Below are 15,375 nucleotides of genomic sequence, written 5' to 3'. Positions count from 1 at the left end.
ACTAGGTTGGTATCCGTGAGCGCCACGAGAGTCTTCGTCGCCCGACTTGCCGGGTGCGCCGTCTTCGACCCCGCCGGCGATCGGGTCGGCCGCGTGCGCGATGTCCTCGTCGTCTACCGCAAATCGGACCCGCCGCGGGTCGTCGGGCTCATCGTCGAGGTGCCGGGCAAGCGCCGCGTCTTCCTCTCGATCGGCCGGGTCACCTCCATCGGCGGCGGGCAGGTCATCACCACCGGGCTCATCAACCTCCGCCGCTTCGAGCAGCGCGGCGGCGAGGTGCGCGTCATCGCCGAGATGCTCGGCCGCAAGGTCGCCTTCAACGACGGCAGCGGGCAGGCCACCATCGAGGACGTCGCGATCGAGGAGCGCGAGCCCGGCGAGTGGGAGGTCGACCAGCTCTTCGTGCGCCGGCCGAAGGCGAGCGCCTCGCCGTTCGCGAAGGGGCAGTCCGCCTACGTCACGTGGCGCGAGGTCCGCGAGGCCAACGCGCCCGGCGAGGCGCAGTCCGCCGAGCAGCTCATCGCCACCTACTCGGAGCTGAAGCCCGCCGACCTCGCCAACACCCTGCTCGACCTGCCGCCCCAGCGCCGCCAGGAAGTGGCCGAGGAGCTGCCCGACGAACGTCTCGCCGACGTGCTCGAGGAGATGCCCGAGTCGGAGCAGGTCACGATCCTCGCGGGCCTCGGCGACGACCGCGCCGCCGACGTGCTCGACCGCATGCAGCCCGACGACGCCGCAGACCTCATCGCCCAGCTCCCAGAGGAGCGCGGCGAGCACCTGCTCGAGCTGATGGAGCCGGAGGAGGCGGAGGACGTTCGCCTCCTGCTCTCCTACGGGCCCGACACGGCGGGCGGGCTGATGACCACCGAGCCCATCATCGTCTCGGCCGACGCGACCGTCGCGGAGGGCCTCGCGCTCATCCGCCGGCACGACCTCCCGCCCGCGCTCGGCGCCGCCGTCTGCGTCACCCTGCCGCCGTACGAGGCGCCGACGGGGCGCTTCCTCGGCATCGTGCACTTCCAGCGCATGCTCCGCTACCCGCCGCACGAGCGGCTCGGCTCGCTCATCGATCAGGGCCTCGAGCCCGTCCGCGCCGACACCTCGGCCGCGGAGGTCAGCCGCATCCTCGCGAGCTACGACCTCGTGTCGGTGCCGGTCGTCGACGAGAAGCACCGACTCGTCGGGGTGGTGACCATCGATGACGTGCTCGACTATCTGCTTCCGGACGACTGGCGAAGTCATCCCGAAGAGGACGAACTCTCTCGCCGGGCGACCGCCCGCGCGCAGCTGACCACGGGGAGCATCCCCATCCCGCAGGGAAGGAGGGCAGGCGATGGCACGCGCTGACGACGACCGGCGATTCGAGACCCCGAAGGGCATGCTGCGATCGTCGCCCTTCCGACTGTCGGGCGATCGCGACCGCTTCGGCCGTTTCACCGAGTGGGTGGCGCGGGCGATGGGCACGCCGTGGTTCCTGCTCGGTCTCACGGTGTTCTGCGTCGCCTGGCTGATGTGGAACAGTTACGCCCCGGAGGACTGGCGCTTCGACTCGCAGGCGTTCGGCTTCACGGTGCTGACGCTCATCCTGTCGCTGCAGGCGAGCTACGCGGCGCCCCTGATCCTGCTCGCGCAGAACCGCCAGGACGACCGCGACCGCGTGCAGATCCAGCAGGACCGTCAGCGCGCCGAACGCAACCTCGCCGACACCGAGTACCTCGCGCGCGAGGTCGTCGCACTCCGCCTCGCGGTGAAGGACCTCGCCTCGAAGGAGTTCATCCGTCAGGAGCTCCGCCAGATCCTCGACGAGCTCGACCGTCGTGACGAGGAGGAGGCGGAGCATGCCGCATCCTGACGACCCCTCGGGCGCCACGGCGTCCGCGGGCGGGATCGGGATGCCTCCCGCCGAGCTCGAGCGTCGCGTCTCCGCCGCGCTCGGCGGCGTGACCGACCCGGAGATCCGCCGGCCGCTGCCCGAGCTCGACATGATCGAGTCGGTGACGGCCGACGCGTCGGGCCGGGTCCGCGTCGTCGTCCGGCTCACGATCGTGGGCTGCCCGGCATCCGATCGCATCGAACGCGACGTACGGGCCGCCGCCGAATCGGTGGCCGGCGAGGGCAACGCCGACGTCGAGCTCACGGTGATGACCCCGGCCCAGCGGAACGCGCTCACCGAGCGGCTGCGCGCCGGTCGTCCACGGGGCAACCCGTTCGGGCCGGGCACGCTCACCCGGGTGATCGCGATCACGAGCGGCAAGGGCGGGGTCGGCAAGTCGACCATCACCGCGAACCTCGCCGTCGCGCTCGCGGCGCGAGGCCTCGCAGTGGGGCTCGTCGACGCCGATGTGCACGGCTTCTCCATCCCCGCGCTCCTCGGTCTCGTCGACGCCGAGGGCACCCCGGCCAAGCCGACGCGGGTCGACGAGATGATCCTGCCGCCCGTCGCGCACGGCGTGAAGACGATCTCGATCGGCATGTTCATCGAGCCGACGGAGCCCGGTCAGCGCGCGTCCTCGGTCGCCGTGGCCTGGCGCGGCCCGATGCTGCACCGCACGCTCTCGCAGTTCCTCACCGACGTGTACTTCGGCGATCTCGACGTGCTCCTCGTGGATCTGCCGCCGGGAACGGGCGACATCGCCATCTCGCTCGGCCAGCTGCTGCCGAACGCGGAGGTCGTCGTCGTGACGACCCCGCAGCCGGCCGCGGCCGATGTCGCCGAGCGCTCGGGGGTCGTCGCCAGGCAGACCGGGCAGCGCCTGATCGGCGTGGTCGAGAACATGGCCGGCCTCGCCGGTCCGGACGGCACGGTGCTGGAGCTGTTCGGCTCCGGCGGCGGCGCCGAGGTGGCCCGGCGGCTCTCCGAGGGGCAGGACGCCCCGGTGCCGCTGCTCGCGAGCGTGCCGCTCTCGGTGGCGCTTCGCGAGGGCGGCGACGCGGGCGATCCGGTCGTGCACGCCGCGCCCGACGACCCGGCCGCACGCGCGATCGAGCAGCTCGCGGGCGAGCTCGCCGCCCGCCCGCGCAATCTCGCCGGTCGGCGGCTCGACGTCTCGCTCCGCTGACCCGCCGCAAATCCACGACTTGCCCGACTTTCATGAAAGTCGGGCAAGTCGAGAGAAGAGCAGGTGTTGCCCGACTTTCATGAAAGTCGGGCAAGTCCGGGGGTGGGAGTCAGGATGCCTCGACGGGCTCGACCGCGCGAGCCAGCAGCTCCACGAGCAACCGCTCGGTGAGCGGCCGCGGCAGCACCTCGACGAGGGCGAGCACCGGCGCGAGTCGCGTCGCGAGCGGCTCCTCACCACCGAGCAACCCAAGCGAGCCGAGCAACCCGGCCGCCTGGTCCGAGCCCAGTTCGAGCGCTCCGCTCCCCTCTCCACCGGTGCCGCCGTCGGCGCTCGGCAGGAGCGCCGCAGCCAGCTCGGGCCGGGCGGCGAGGAGCTCGCCGAGCACCGCGGCACCGTCGATCGGCGGGAGTCCGCGCACCGCGTCGGCCGCGCCGACGAGCGCCGGCAGCAGCTCGGGCAGCACCCGCTCGGTCACAGGGGTGACGGTGAGGTGCGCGGTGCGCGGCAGCGCCGCTCCCCCGGGCTGGGCGAAACCGGGCTGGAGCTGCAGCTGCCAGCCCGCGGCGAGCGCGGCGTCGGCCCAGCGATGCGGGTCGACGCGCAGCTCGGGTTCGGCGTCGAGGTCGGATTCGACCGCGAGCAGCGGCCCGATCGGCTCGCCGACGATGCGCAGGCCCGGGATGCCGTGCACCGCGTCGATGATCGCCGCCGTCGCCCTGGCCGCCTCGGCGGTCAGCTCGGCGAAGCCCGCGCGCCCGAGCGTCTGCGTGATCGCCCAGGCCGCGGCGAGCGGGCCGGCCGGCTTCGAGCCGGCGAGGGTCGGATTCACGACCGGGTAGCCGGGCCATCCCGTCGTCGCGAAGTACTGGTGCCGTTGCCGGTCGCGACCGCGGGTGAGCAGCACCGAGGCGCCCTTCGGCGCGTAGCCGTACTTGTGCAGGTCGGCCGACAGGCTCGTGACGCCGGGGACGCGGAAGTCCCACGCCGGGAGCGGCTCGGGCCAGAAGGCGAGCGCGAACCCGCCGATGCAGGCGTCGACGTGCAGGGCGACGCCCGCCGCCTCGGCGAGCGCGGCGATCTCGGCGACGGGGTCGAGCGAGGCGAACGGATACGAGGGGGCGCTGACGACGGCGAGCGCCACGTCCGGCGCGAGCCGCTCGGCGAAGGCGGCGGGGTCGGGGCGCCCGTCGTAGGCGCTCACGGGGACGAGCTCGAGCTCGAGGTCGAAGAGCTCGGCGGCCTTGTGGAACGCGGCGTGCACCGTCGACGGGGCGACGAGGCGGGGCCGCCCGGTGCCGCCGCGCGCCCGCCAGACGTCGCGGGCGGTCTTCACCGCGAGCAGGCAGCTCTCGGTGCCGCCGGAGGTGGCCGAGCCGACCACGTCGGCGTCGCCGTGGAAGGCCTCGCGGGCGAAGCCGACGAGCTCGCGCTCCATGACCGCGACGGAGGTGAAGGTGGTGGGGTCGAGCCCGTTGACCGGCTGCACGAGCCGGGCGGCGCCGGCGGCGAGCTCATCGAGCTCGGCCCGGCCGGAGTCGTAGACGTACGAGAGCACCCGCCCGCCGTGGGTCGGCGCGTCGCGGTCGCGGAGGACGGCGAGGCGCGCGAGCACCGCTGCGGGATCCTGCTGGAAGCTCATGCGGTGGTCCTCTCCTCGCCGGCGAGCGCCGCGCCCGCGTCGTCGATGTCCTCCCGCCGGAGCCGGTAGCCGCGCAGCGAGATCAGGCTCGCGGCGACGAGCACGGCGGGCACGACGCTGAACGCGATCGCGATGCCGGCGACGGCGGAGTCGGGCTGCTGCACGGTGACCCCGGCGGTCGACTCCAGATAGCCGGTGAGGGCGAGCACGACGGTGAGGACGGTCGCGCCGAGCGCCATGCCGGCCGTCTCGCCCGCGGTCCACACCCCGCCGAAGCTGCCGGCCCGGTCGAGGCCGCTCCGGCGGGCGTCGTGCGAGATGACGTCCGGCAGCATCGCCATGGGGAGCGACTGCATGCCGGCGTACGCGGCGCCCGCGAGGGCGACGGGTGCGTAGACCCAGGCTCCGGGTGCCCAGACGAGGGCGACCATGCTCGTCGCGGCGAGCGCGAAGAGCACGCTCGCGGCGACGAAGCCGCGCTCCTTGCCGATGCGCTTCGCGACGAGCTGCCAGAGCGGGGTCACGAGCACGGCGGGGGCGATGAGGGAGACGAAGAGCAGCGTGACGGCCTGTTCGTCGCGGAGCACCCAGGTGGCGACGAACTGGGCTCCGGCGAGCATGAGCCCGGTGGCGAGGCCCTGCAGCACGAAGGCGCCGAGGAGGGCGCGGAACGGGGCGCTGCGGCGGAGCGCGGCGAAGCCCTCCCGATAGCCGGCGAGCGCGCCGCCGGCGGAACCGGCCGGTGCGCGACCCGGCGCCGGGGCGCCCGCCGCGGGGAGGACCGTCCGACGCGGTGCGATCGTCGTCGCCACGAGCATGCCCGCGCCGATCGCGAGACCGGCGACGACGGCCATCACGAGATAGCCGAGGTGCTCGTCGCCGAAGGCGCCGCGCAGTTCTGGTCCGCCCGCGCCGAAGAGCAGGATCGCGATGGTCAGCACGACGACGCGCCAGGTCAGCAGCCTCGTGCGTTCGTCGTAGCCGCGGGTGAGCTCGGCGGGCAGGGCGATGTACGGCACCTGGAAGAGGCTGAAGAACGTCGCGGTCGCGAGGAAGGCGAGGAAGACCCAGAGCCCGGATGCCACGGGGCCGAGGCCCGGCACGACCGCGAAGGTCAGCGCGAAGCCGATCGGCAGCCCGATCGCGCCGATCAGCATGCCGCGCCGCCTGCTGCCGCTCGTGGCGAGCGCACGGTCGCTGCGCCCGCCGATCCAGGGGTCGATGACGACGTCCCAGACCTTGGCGGCGGTGACGACGGCGCCGGCCGCGAGCGCGGCCACGCCGAGGGTGTCGGTCAGGTAGTAGACGAGGACGAGTCCTGGCAGCGTCGCGAAGCCGCCGGTGCCGATCGAGCCGATCGCGTAGCGGGTGACGACACCGCGCGACAGCGTTCGCTCCGGTGCGGGCATGGAGGCAGCCTAGGGCATCCGGGCTCGAAGTGGGACAGTTGACCTAGACTGTGCGCATGCCAGCGCAGACGGCCTTCGACGCCCTGTACGCGAGCCTCGACGACGATGTGGTCGCCTCGGGCTCCGTCACCCGCCCCGTGCCCACCCCGACCACCGGCGAAACGCTCCACGAACTGCCGCAGTCGAGCGCCGACGACGTGCGCGACGCGATCTCGCGCGCGCGGCTCGCCCAGCTCGCGTGGGCCCGCGCGGGCTTCGCGCACCGCCGTCGCGTGCTCCTCCGTGCGCACGAGCTCCTCCTCGAGCGACGGGAGCTGCTGCTCGACCTCATCCAGCTCGAGAGCGGCAAGACGCGCGGTCAGGGATTCGAGGAGATCTTCCAGGCGGCGTCGGTGACCCGCTACAACGCGCTCGCCGCGCAACGGGTGCTGCGCGGGCGACGCCGGCGCAGCGGCATCCCGACGGTCGCGACGACCCGGGTGCGCTACCGCTCGAAGGGCGTCGTCGGCGTCATCACCCCGTGGAACTACGCGCTGAGCCTCGCCGCGATGGACGTCGTACCGGCGCTCGCCGCCGGCTGCGCCGTCGTGCAGAAGGCCGACGACCAGGGCGCCCTGTCCATCCTGGCGCTCCGCCGCGCCTTCATCGAGGCCGGCGTTCCGGAGGCGCTCTGGGCCGTCGTCGCGGGCCCCGCCGGCGAGGTCGGCGAGGCGCTGACCGACGAGGTCGACTACGTCTGCTTCACCGGGTCCACCGCCACCGGTCGCAAGATCGCCGAGAAGGCCGGGCGCCGCCTCGTCGGGGCCTCGCTCGAGCTCGGCGGCAAGAACCCGCTCATCGTGCTCGACGACGTCGACCCCGAGCGGGCCGCGGCCAACGCGGCCCACGCCTGCTTCTCGGCGATGGGTCAGCTGTGCGTCTCGATCGAGCGCATCTACGTGCACCGGGCGGTCGCCGGCCCGTTCCAGAAGGCGCTCGTCGCCGAACTGGCCGCCGCGAAGCTCGGCTCCGCGCTCGACTTCGACGCGGACTTCGGCTCCCTCGCCTCGGCGGCGCAGCTCGAGCGCGTCACCGGCCACCTCGACGACGCGGTCGCGAAGGGGGCCACCGTCCTCGTCGGCGGCACGCCGCGCCCCGACGTCGGCCCGTGGTTCTTCTCGCCGACCGTGCTGACCGGCGTCACCCCCGAGATGCGCGTGTACGCCGAGGAGACCTTCGGCGCCATCGCCTCGCTCTACCTCGTCGACAGCGAGGAGGAGGCCGTGCAGGCGGCCAACGCGAGCGAGTACGGGCTGAACGCCGCGATCTTCACCGGCTCCGTCGCGCGCGGTCAGCGCGTCGCCGAGCGGCTCGAGGCCGGCAGCGTGAACATCAACGAGGGCTACCGCGGCACCTTCGCCTCGGTCGACGCGCCGATGGGCGGGCAGAAGCAGTCCGGCGTCGGCCGCCGCAACGGCCCCGAGGGGCTCCTGCGCTTCGTGGAGCCGGTCACGATCTCGGCGACGACGGGAGTGCTGCAGCTCCCCCGCTGGGCGAGCGAGTACCGCGAGCAGGCTCCGCTGCTGCTCCTGCTCGCCCGAGGGCTGGCGGCGCTGCGCCGCCGCTGACGGACGGATGGCCCGGCGCCGCGCTCGGCGCCGGCCGTCGTCGTCGTCGTGCGATCCTGCCCCGGCTCAGGTCGCCTCGGAGTCGAACGGCGCCGTCTCCTCGGCGCCGAGGGCCTCCCGCTTGCGCTTGCGCTGCAGGTAGGCGGAGTTCTCGTTGACCGAGGCGCGGGCGACGACCGGCTTCGGCGACTCATCGGCGAAGGGGTCGACGTCGCTCAGCGCCTCGCGGATGATCCTGCGGGGGTCGTACTGGCGCGGGTCGAGCTTCTTCCAGTCGACGTCGTCGAAGTCCGGGCCCATCTCCTCGCGCATGCGGTCCTTCGCGCCGCTCGCGAGGTCGCGGAGCGAACGGACGAGCCGGCCGAGCTGCGCCGCGTAGTGCGGCAGTCGCTCGGGCCCGAGCAGGAAGACGGCGATCACCCCGATGATGAGGAGTTTCTCGAACGTCAGACCGAACACCCATACAGGATAGTCGGCGGCGAGGCGTCCTGGCGCACCCCGCTGCCACCCCTATCCTTGGGGGTTGAGAGAGCGGGAGACCGGAAGTGTCCGAACACGACCTGAACTGGAAGTACGCCGACGACGCCGTCGTCGAGAGCGACGCGATCGCCCGCGCCCGGCAGCAGTCCCTCGAGCTCGGCATCGACCCGGTCTCGCCCGCGGTCGGTGCGCAGCTCGCCCTGCTCGCCGCCGCCAGCCGCGCCGAATCGATCATCGAACTCGGCACCGGCGTGGGCGTCTCGGGGCTGTGGATGCTGCGGCACGCCCGGGGCGCCATGCTCACCTCGATCGACACCGAGACCGAGTACCAGCAGCACGCGCGCCAGCACTTCGCAGACGCCGGCGTGCAGGCCGCCCGCATCCGCTTGATCACGGGCCGTGCGGGCGAGGTGCTCCCCCGCATGAACGAGAGCTCCTACGACCTCGTCTTCGTCGACGCCGACGCCGCGTCGGTGATCGAGTACGTCGAGCACGGCCTCCGCCTCGCCCGGCCCGGCGGCAGCGTCGTCGTGGCGCACGCGCTCTGGCGCGGCCGCGTGGCCGACCCCGCGAAGCGGGACGAGACGGCGAGCGCATTCCGTTCACTCATCACGGAGCTCGAGGCATCCGCCGCCGTCGCGACGGCCATCTCGCCGGTCGGCGACGGCCTGCTGCAGATCGTCCGACTCGGCTCCTGACCCGCCGCCCGGTCGTCCGGACGCCGAGAGGCCCGAGCGCTGCTGCGCTCGGGCCTCTCTCGTGGCGCTGAGCCGCGGGCGTCATCGGCACCCGGCTCGACGCGTCTCAGACGTTGACTACGCCCCCGAGCACGTCGTACAGCTCTTTCGCCTCGGCATCGTTGACCGACACCACGAGACGTCCCCCGCCCTCGAGCGGCACACGCACGATGATGAGTCGCCCCTCTTTCACAGCCTCCATCGGCCCGTCTCCGGTGCGTGGCTTCATAGCCGCCATTGAGTTACCCCTTTCGTGGCTGAGCTTCCATTATCTGCCATGTCAGGAGTCCTTCGGAAATCCCGGGCGAGTTGTGTGAAGAATTCACTCGCGCGTCAGGGCGGACTCCAGTCGTACGCGGACACCGCCCAGCAGAAGTGCAGCCACACCCACTGCAGGGCGAGGAGCAGCACGACGAGGCTCCAGCGGTACCACCGCGCGCGCGGCACGGCGAGGGCGCCCACGAGCGGAAACATCGGCATGAGGATGCGGAACGTGCTCGACTGCGGGAAGAACACCGCGAGCAGGTAGAGGCCGTAGGAAGCGAGCCAGAGCCGGATGTCGAGACCGAGCCGGCGCACGGCCGGCAGCAGCAGAACGAGGGCGAACGCCGCGATCATCACGACCACGACGAGCATTCCGAGCCACGCCGGCAGGCCCACGAAGTCCGCCCACCACGCGCCGCCCTGGAACCACGCGGTGAAGGGCACGAGCTCCTGATGCCCGAGGTAACCGGCCCGCCAGGCGAGCTCCGTCTCCGTGTAGCCGGACGCCTCGCCGGTGACGGCCCAGACGACGCCCGGCCAGGCGAAGCCCACGGCCGCGGCGAAGAGGCCGACGCCGATGACGACGAGCTGCTCGCGAGCGGGGAACGGGTCGTCCCGCCGCCGCCACCAGCGCACGAGGAAGTGCAACCCGAGCGTCAGGGCGAAGGCGAGGGCGCCCGGCCGGGTGAACGCCCACACGGCGAGCACCGGGACGAGCCAGCCGTACCGGCGCTCCACGAGCAGGAGCAGCGCCACGGCGAGCAGGAGCGCGCCGAGGGACTCCGCGTAGCCGAACTGCATGATCGGCGAGACCGGCGCCACGGCGAACAGCACGATCGCGAACATCGCCCGATCGGGCTCGAGGAAGCGCGAGAGCAGCCGATGCAGCACGAGCGCCGCGCCGAGGCCCGCGGCGACCGCGACGAGCACCGAGGCGACGTTCCACGGGATGCCGAGGAAGGTGACGCCGCGGACGAGCGCGGGGAACACCGGCAGGAAGGCCCAGGCGTTCTCGGTGACGTGCCCGCTCTCGTCGAGCGGCAGCTCGCTCGGGTATCCGCCCGTCGCGATGATCTGGTACCAGCGGGCATCCCAGAGGTTCGAGAAGGCGAAGAGGTCGGGCTTCGCCCCGGTCCACGCGTTCGCGAGCTGCCCGTCGGCGAAGACCAGCACGAACACCGTCGTCACCGCGCGGGCGCCGAACCAGATCAGCGCGACCCGCCCCCACCACGGCAGGAGCCGCCACCGCACCCGCGGCGACCACCGCGAGACCCTGACCGCCTCTGGCGACGGAACGGCCGGCACGGGCATCGGCGGCCTCAGCCCGCGGCGGTGAGCCAGGCGCGCAGCGCGCGCTCGCAGTCGACGATCTGAGCCACCGCGACGCGCTCGTCGTCGGCGTGGGCCTTCAGCGGGTCGCCGGGCCCGAAGTTCACGGCGGGGACGCCCATCGCGCTGAAGCGGGCGACGTCCGTCCAGCCGTACTTCGGACGGGCCTCGGCGCCGACGGCGCGCACGAACTCCTGCGCGAGCGGGTCGTCGAGCCCGGGCCGAGCCCCGTCCGCCGCATCCACCACGGCGACCTCGAAGCCGTCGAAGAACGCGGTGACGAACTCGGCCGCCTCGGCCGCGGACTTCGACGGCGCGAAGCGGTAGTTCACCTCGAGCACCGCCTCGTCGGGGATGACGTTGCCCGCGATGCCGCCGCGCACGATCACGGCGTTGAGCCCCTCGCGGTAGGCGAGGCCGTCCACCTCGATCGTCTCGGCCTCGTAGGCGGCGAGCTTCGCGAGCGCCGGCGCGAGCTTGTGGATCGCGTTGTCACCGACCCAGCTGCGGGCGGAGTGCGCGCGCAGACCGCTCGTGCGGACCTCGGCGCGCAGCGTGCCGTTGCAGCCGCCCTCGACCTGGCCGTTCGACGGCTCGCCGAGGATCGCGAAGTCGCCCGCGAGCAGGCCGGGGGCGGTGCGGGCGATGCGGCCGAGGCCGTTCAGGGCGGCGGACACCTCCTCGTGGTCGTACCAGACCCAGGTGACGTCGACGGCGGGCTCGGCGAGCTCGGCCGCGAGCTTCAGCTGCACGGCGACGCCGGCCTTCATGTCCACCGTCCCGCGGCCCCAGAGGTACTCGGTGCCGTCCTCGTCGGTCTCGAAGCGGGTCGGCACGTTGCCGTTGATCGGCACGGTGTCGAGATGGCCGGCGATGACGACCCGCCGGTCCCGGCCGAGGTTCGTCCGCGCGACCACCGCGTCGCCGTCGCGGACGAGCTCGAGGTGCGCGGCGCCCGCGAGCGCCCGCATCACGAGCTCGGCGAGCCGCCCCTCGTCGCCGGAGACGCTCGGGACGTCGCAGATCGCCCGCGTGATCGTCACGACGTCCGCGGCGAGATCGAGGGCGGGGGTGGCGTGTGCGTCCGGCATCCCCCGAGTCTATGCGGGTGCGTCCGGGCCGTCCGGCCGACCGCGGGCGTCACATCGCTGCGGCGGTCGATACGCTGGAAGGCATGTCCGCGAACGCCGCCGCCCCCGCCTCCGACCGCCGCGCCTGGGCCGACGGCCTCGCCACGATCGCCGCCGACGGCACGGTGCTCGACGCCTGGTTCCCGTCCCCCGCCCTCGGCGGCCTCCCCGACGGTCGCGAGCGCTGGATCCTTCCCGCCGAGATCGAGGCGCTCACCGGCGCCGACGAGCGGCGCGCCGTCACCATCGAGGCGGTCACCGTCGAGCTCGAGCTCGACGCCGCCCCCGCGGGCACCGCCGACGCCTACCTCCGGCTGCACCTGCTCTCGCACCTCCTGGTACGACCCAACGGCCTGAACCTCGACGGCATCTTCGCGCACCTGCCCGCCGTCGTCTGGACGAACGCGGGCCCCGTGCACCCGGCCGACTTCGACCGGCTCCGCCCCGCCCTGCAGCGGCACGGCATCCACGCCACCGGCCTCGACAAGTTCCCCCGCCTGCTCGACTACGTCACTCCCGAGCGGGTCCGCATCGCCGACGCCTCCCGGGTGCGCCTCGGCGCGCACCTCGCGCCGGGCACGACGGTGATGCACGAGGGCTTCGTGAACTTCAACGCCGGCACCCTCGGCGCCTCCATGGTCGAGGGCCGCATCTCGCAGGGCGTCGTCGTCGGCGACGGCAGCGACATCGGCGGCGGCGCCTCCATCATGGGCACCCTCTCGGGCGGCGGCACGCAGCGCGTCGAGATCGGCGAGCGGGCGCTGCTCGGGGCGAACTCGGGCATCGGCATCTCGATCGGCGACGACTCGGTCGTCGAAGCCGGTCTCTACGTGACGGCCGGCACGAAGGTCGCGATCGTGGGCGACGGCGAGGAGCGCACCGTGAAGGCGCTGGAGCTCTCCGGTCAGCCCGGCCTGCTGTTCCGGCGCAACTCGCTGAACGGCCGGGTGGAGGTGCTGTCCCGCTCGGGCAGCGGCGTCGTGCTGAACGACGCACTGCACGCCTGACGGCGGCGCCGGCGGCCGCAACGCGGCCGTCCGGTACAGTGAGTGCCCAGGCCGCCGCGTGGCGGCCGCCGTCATGCGCGTCACGAGGGAGTGGCATTGGGCACGGATGCACCGCGGACCCGTCGGTCAGGTCTGCTGAAATTCCTCGTCGGGCTGCTCGTCACCGTGCTCGTCCTCGCGGGCGCCGGCTGGGGCTTCGGCTGGTGGACGGTGCAGCGCTCCTTCCCGCAGACGAGCGGCACCGTCGACGTGCCCGGTCTCGAGGCCGAGGTCACGGTCGAACGCGACGACGCCGGTCTGCCGACCATCGTCGCGACGAACGACCACGACCTCTTCCTCGCTCAGGGCTACGTGCACGCGCAGGACCGCTTCTGGGAGATGGACTTCCGCCGGCACGTCACTGCCGGCCGGCTCGCCGAGCTCTTCGGTGCCTCGCAGGTGCCGACCGACGCCTTCATCCGCACCCTGAACTGGCGGGGCATCGCCGAGCAGGAGTACGAGCTCCTCGACGAGGCCACCCGGGCGATCTACGACGCCTACGCCGACGGCGTGAACGCCTATCTCGCCGAACGCGGCGGCGCGGACCTCTCACTCGAGTACGCGGTGCTCGGCCTGCAGAACCCCGGCTACTCCCCCGAGCCGTGGACGGCCGTCGACTCCATCGCGTGGCTCAAGGCGATGGCGTGGGACCTCCGCAGCAACCTCGAGGACGAGATCGACCGGGCGCTGCTCGCCACCGAGCTCCCGCCCGAGGAGGTGGCGCGGCTGCATCCCGGCTACCCCTTCGGCTCGATGCCGACCATCCTCGGCGGCCCGGGAGCGGCTGCAGCCCCCGCCTCGAGCGGCGCGGCGTCGCAGATCGACGATGACGGGGCGGCGGATGCCTCGGCCGGATCCGCGGACGCTGCGGCCTCGCTCCGCGAGCTCCGAGGAGCGCTCGACGGCCTCCCCGAGTTGTTCGGCCCGGCCGGCGGCGACCTCGGCTCCAACTCGTGGGTGGTCTCGGGCGCGCACACCGAGTCCGGACTGCCGCTCCTCGCGAACGACCCGCACCTCGGCCCCGCGATGCCGTCGATCTGGTACCAGATGGGGCTGCGCTGCGCGGAGCGCACCGAGCAGTGCGCCTACGACGTCGCCGGGTACACCTTCTCCGGGCTGCCGGGCGTCGTCATCGGCCACAACGACCGGGTGTCGTGGGGCTTCACGAACCTCGGCCCCGACGTCGCCGACCTGTTCCTGGAGCGTGTCGAGGGCGAGGACTACGAGCTGGACGGCGTGCGCCGGCCGCTGCAGCTGCGCGAGGAGACGATCGCGGTCGCGGGCGGCGATCCCGTCACCGTCACGGTCCGAGCCACCGGCCGCGGCCCGCTCGTGACGGGGATCGGGGAGAGCTTCGAGCGCATCGCCGCGGCCGCCGACGAGACCGATCCGGGTGAGGGCTCCATCGAGCTCTCGCTCGCGTGGACCGCGCTCACGGCGGGAACGACGCCGCAGGCGATCTTCGCGCTGAACCGCGCGCAGAACTGGGACGACTTCCGCACGGCCGCGTCGCTGTTCGACGTGCCGAGCCAGAACCTCGTCTACGCGGACGTCGAGGGCAACATCGGTTACCAGGCGCCCGGCGACATCCCGATCCGCAGCGTCGGCGACGGCACCGTGCCGCTGCCGGGGTGGACGAGCGCGAACCGGTGGACCGGCGCCATCCCCTTCGCCGAGCTGCCTTCGCTCTACAACCCGGAGCGCGGCGTCATCATCACGGCGAACAACGCCGTCACCGCCGACGGCCCGTTCCTCACCGCCGACTGGGACCTCGGGTACCGGGCCGACGGCATCGAACGCCGCCTCGCCGAGGCGCTCGACGGCGGGGCGAAGCTCAGCGCCGAGGACCTCGCCGCCATCCAGCTCGACACCCGCGACGCGAACGCCGAGGCGTTCCTGCCGCTCATCGCGGAGCTGGAGCTCTCGGGCGAGGCGAAGGCGGGCGCCGACTACCTCGCCGGCTGGGATGCGCACGCCGACGCCGACAGCGGCCAGGCCGCCTACTTCGCGGTGTTCTGGCGCACCCTCCTCGACGGCATGTTCGGCGATCTCCCCGAGGGCACCCGCCCGGTCGGCGGGGACCGCTGGTTCAGCGTCGTCGGCACCCTCCTCAGCGACCCCGAGTCGCCGTGGTGGAGCGACGAGCAGCGCGGCGTCACCGGCCGCGACGGAATGATCGCCGATGCCCTCGCCACCGCCTGGACCGAGACGCGGAGCCTGCTCGGCTCGAACCCCGATCGATGGAGCTGGGGCGAGCTGCACACGCTGACCCTGACGAACCAGAGCTTCGGCGAGTCCGGCATCGCGCCCATCGAGTGGCTCTTCAACCGCGGGCCGTACCGGCTCGGCGGCGGCTCGGCGATCGTGAACGCGATCGGCTGGGACGCCTCGCTCGGCTACGGCGTCGACTGGGTGCCGTCGATGCGGATGGTGGTAGACCTCGCCGACTTCGACCGCTCGACCTGGGTGAACCTCACCGGGGCCTCCGGGCACGCCTTCCACCGGCACTACGACGATCAGGCGCCGCTGTGGCAGCGCGGCGAGCAGCGCCCGTGGGCGTACACGCCGGAGGCGGTCGCCGCGGCATCCGTCGACGAGCTGACGCTCCGTCCCGCCGGCTGAGCCGCTCGGCGGAAACGCCGAACGCCGGCCGCGTGACGCGGCCGGCGTTC

Annotated in this window: 13 protein-coding genes; 7 read left to right on the top strand and 6 right to left on the bottom strand. The window is 73.1% G+C overall.

The window, feature by feature from the left end; translation table 11 throughout:
• Positions 1-15 precede the first annotated feature (15 nt).
• From MTP13_RS11495 to MTP13_RS11485, 3 genes are read left to right on the top strand one after another with little or no spacing between them, the layout of a single operon-like run.
• A complete protein-coding gene (locus MTP13_RS11495; RefSeq protein ID WP_243567893.1) occupies positions 16-1,347 on the top strand; it encodes a magnesium transporter MgtE N-terminal domain-containing protein in 1,332 nt (443 codons plus the stop codon).
• Positions 1,334-1,852, top strand: coding sequence for a DUF1003 domain-containing protein (locus tag MTP13_RS11490; RefSeq protein WP_243567892.1), 519 nt, complete (start codon positions 1,334-1,336; stop codon positions 1,850-1,852). The genes MTP13_RS11495 and MTP13_RS11490 overlap by 14 nt, the downstream gene beginning before the upstream one ends.
• Entirely contained in the window at positions 1,839-3,059 is a 1,221-nt protein-coding gene (locus MTP13_RS11485) for an Mrp/NBP35 family ATP-binding protein (protein ID WP_424221776.1), read from the top strand. The genes MTP13_RS11490 and MTP13_RS11485 overlap by 14 nt, the downstream gene beginning before the upstream one ends.
• Positions 3,060-3,168: 109 nt before the next feature.
• On the opposite strand, the gene MTP13_RS11480 is transcribed toward MTP13_RS11485, so the two are convergent.
• Together MTP13_RS11480 and MTP13_RS11475 are read right to left on the bottom strand one after the other, a co-directional pair.
• On the bottom strand, positions 3,169-4,701 hold the full coding sequence (locus tag MTP13_RS11480) for a pyridoxal phosphate-dependent decarboxylase family protein (RefSeq protein WP_243567891.1): 1,533 nt from the start codon (positions 4,699-4,701) through the stop codon (positions 3,169-3,171).
• Positions 4,698-6,110, bottom strand: coding sequence for an MFS transporter (locus MTP13_RS11475; RefSeq protein WP_243567890.1), 1,413 nt, complete (start codon positions 6,108-6,110; stop codon positions 4,698-4,700). The genes MTP13_RS11480 and MTP13_RS11475 overlap by 4 nt, the downstream gene beginning before the upstream one ends.
• Before the next feature lie 56 nt (positions 6,111-6,166).
• On the opposite strand from MTP13_RS11475, the gene MTP13_RS11470 reads away from it, so the two are divergent.
• Positions 6,167-7,717, top strand: coding sequence for a succinic semialdehyde dehydrogenase (locus MTP13_RS11470; protein WP_243567889.1), 1,551 nt, complete (start codon positions 6,167-6,169; stop codon positions 7,715-7,717).
• A 66-nt stretch (positions 7,718-7,783) separates the two neighbouring features.
• Here MTP13_RS11470 and MTP13_RS11465 read toward each other — a convergent pair whose 3' ends face one another.
• The gene (locus MTP13_RS11465; protein WP_243567888.1) at positions 7,784-8,176 is read right to left on the bottom strand and encodes a twin-arginine translocase TatA/TatE family subunit; all 393 of its coding nucleotides are present in this window, start codon (positions 8,174-8,176) and stop codon (positions 7,784-7,786) included.
• Positions 8,177-8,262: 86 nt separating this feature from the next.
• On the opposite strand from MTP13_RS11465, the gene MTP13_RS11460 reads away from it, so the two are divergent.
• The gene (locus MTP13_RS11460; protein ID WP_243567887.1) at positions 8,263-8,895 is read left to right on the top strand and encodes an O-methyltransferase; all 633 of its coding nucleotides are present in this window, start codon (positions 8,263-8,265) and stop codon (positions 8,893-8,895) included.
• Positions 8,896-9,001: 106 nt separating this feature from the next.
• On the opposite strand, the gene MTP13_RS11455 is transcribed toward MTP13_RS11460, so the two are convergent.
• From MTP13_RS11455 to dapE, 3 genes are all read right to left on the bottom strand, one after another.
• A complete protein-coding gene (locus MTP13_RS11455; protein WP_189084574.1) occupies positions 9,002-9,172 on the bottom strand; it encodes a DUF3117 domain-containing protein in 171 nt (56 codons plus the stop codon).
• Positions 9,173-9,267: 95 nt separating this feature from the next.
• Entirely contained in the window at positions 9,268-10,449 is a 1,182-nt protein-coding gene (locus MTP13_RS11450; protein WP_243567886.1) for a hypothetical protein, read from the bottom strand.
• Between the two features lie 68 nt (positions 10,450-10,517).
• The gene (gene dapE / locus MTP13_RS11445) at positions 10,518-11,618 is read right to left on the bottom strand and encodes a succinyl-diaminopimelate desuccinylase (protein WP_243567885.1); all 1,101 of its coding nucleotides are present in this window, start codon (positions 11,616-11,618) and stop codon (positions 10,518-10,520) included.
• Between the two features lie 83 nt (positions 11,619-11,701).
• Here dapE and dapD point away from each other — a divergent pair, with 83 nt between their 5' ends.
• Together dapD and MTP13_RS11435 are read left to right on the top strand one after the other, a co-directional pair.
• Positions 11,702-12,664: a 2,3,4,5-tetrahydropyridine-2,6-dicarboxylate N-succinyltransferase gene (gene dapD / locus MTP13_RS11440; protein WP_243567884.1), complete on the top strand. Its 963-nt coding sequence runs from the start codon at positions 11,702-11,704 to the stop codon at positions 12,662-12,664.
• A 90-nt stretch (positions 12,665-12,754) separates the two neighbouring features.
• Complete coding sequence (locus MTP13_RS11435) at positions 12,755-15,325, top strand: penicillin acylase family protein (protein WP_424221775.1); 2,571 nt, start codon at positions 12,755-12,757, stop codon at positions 15,323-15,325.
• The last annotated feature ends 50 nt before the right edge of the window (positions 15,326-15,375 follow it).

It is taken from the genome of Agromyces soli, assembly GCF_022811605.1.
Lineage (GTDB): Bacteria > Actinomycetota > Actinomycetes > Actinomycetales > Microbacteriaceae > Agromyces > Agromyces soli.
Note: the sequence above shows the minus strand (reverse complement) of the source record. Positions and strands in the feature narration are given on the sequence as shown.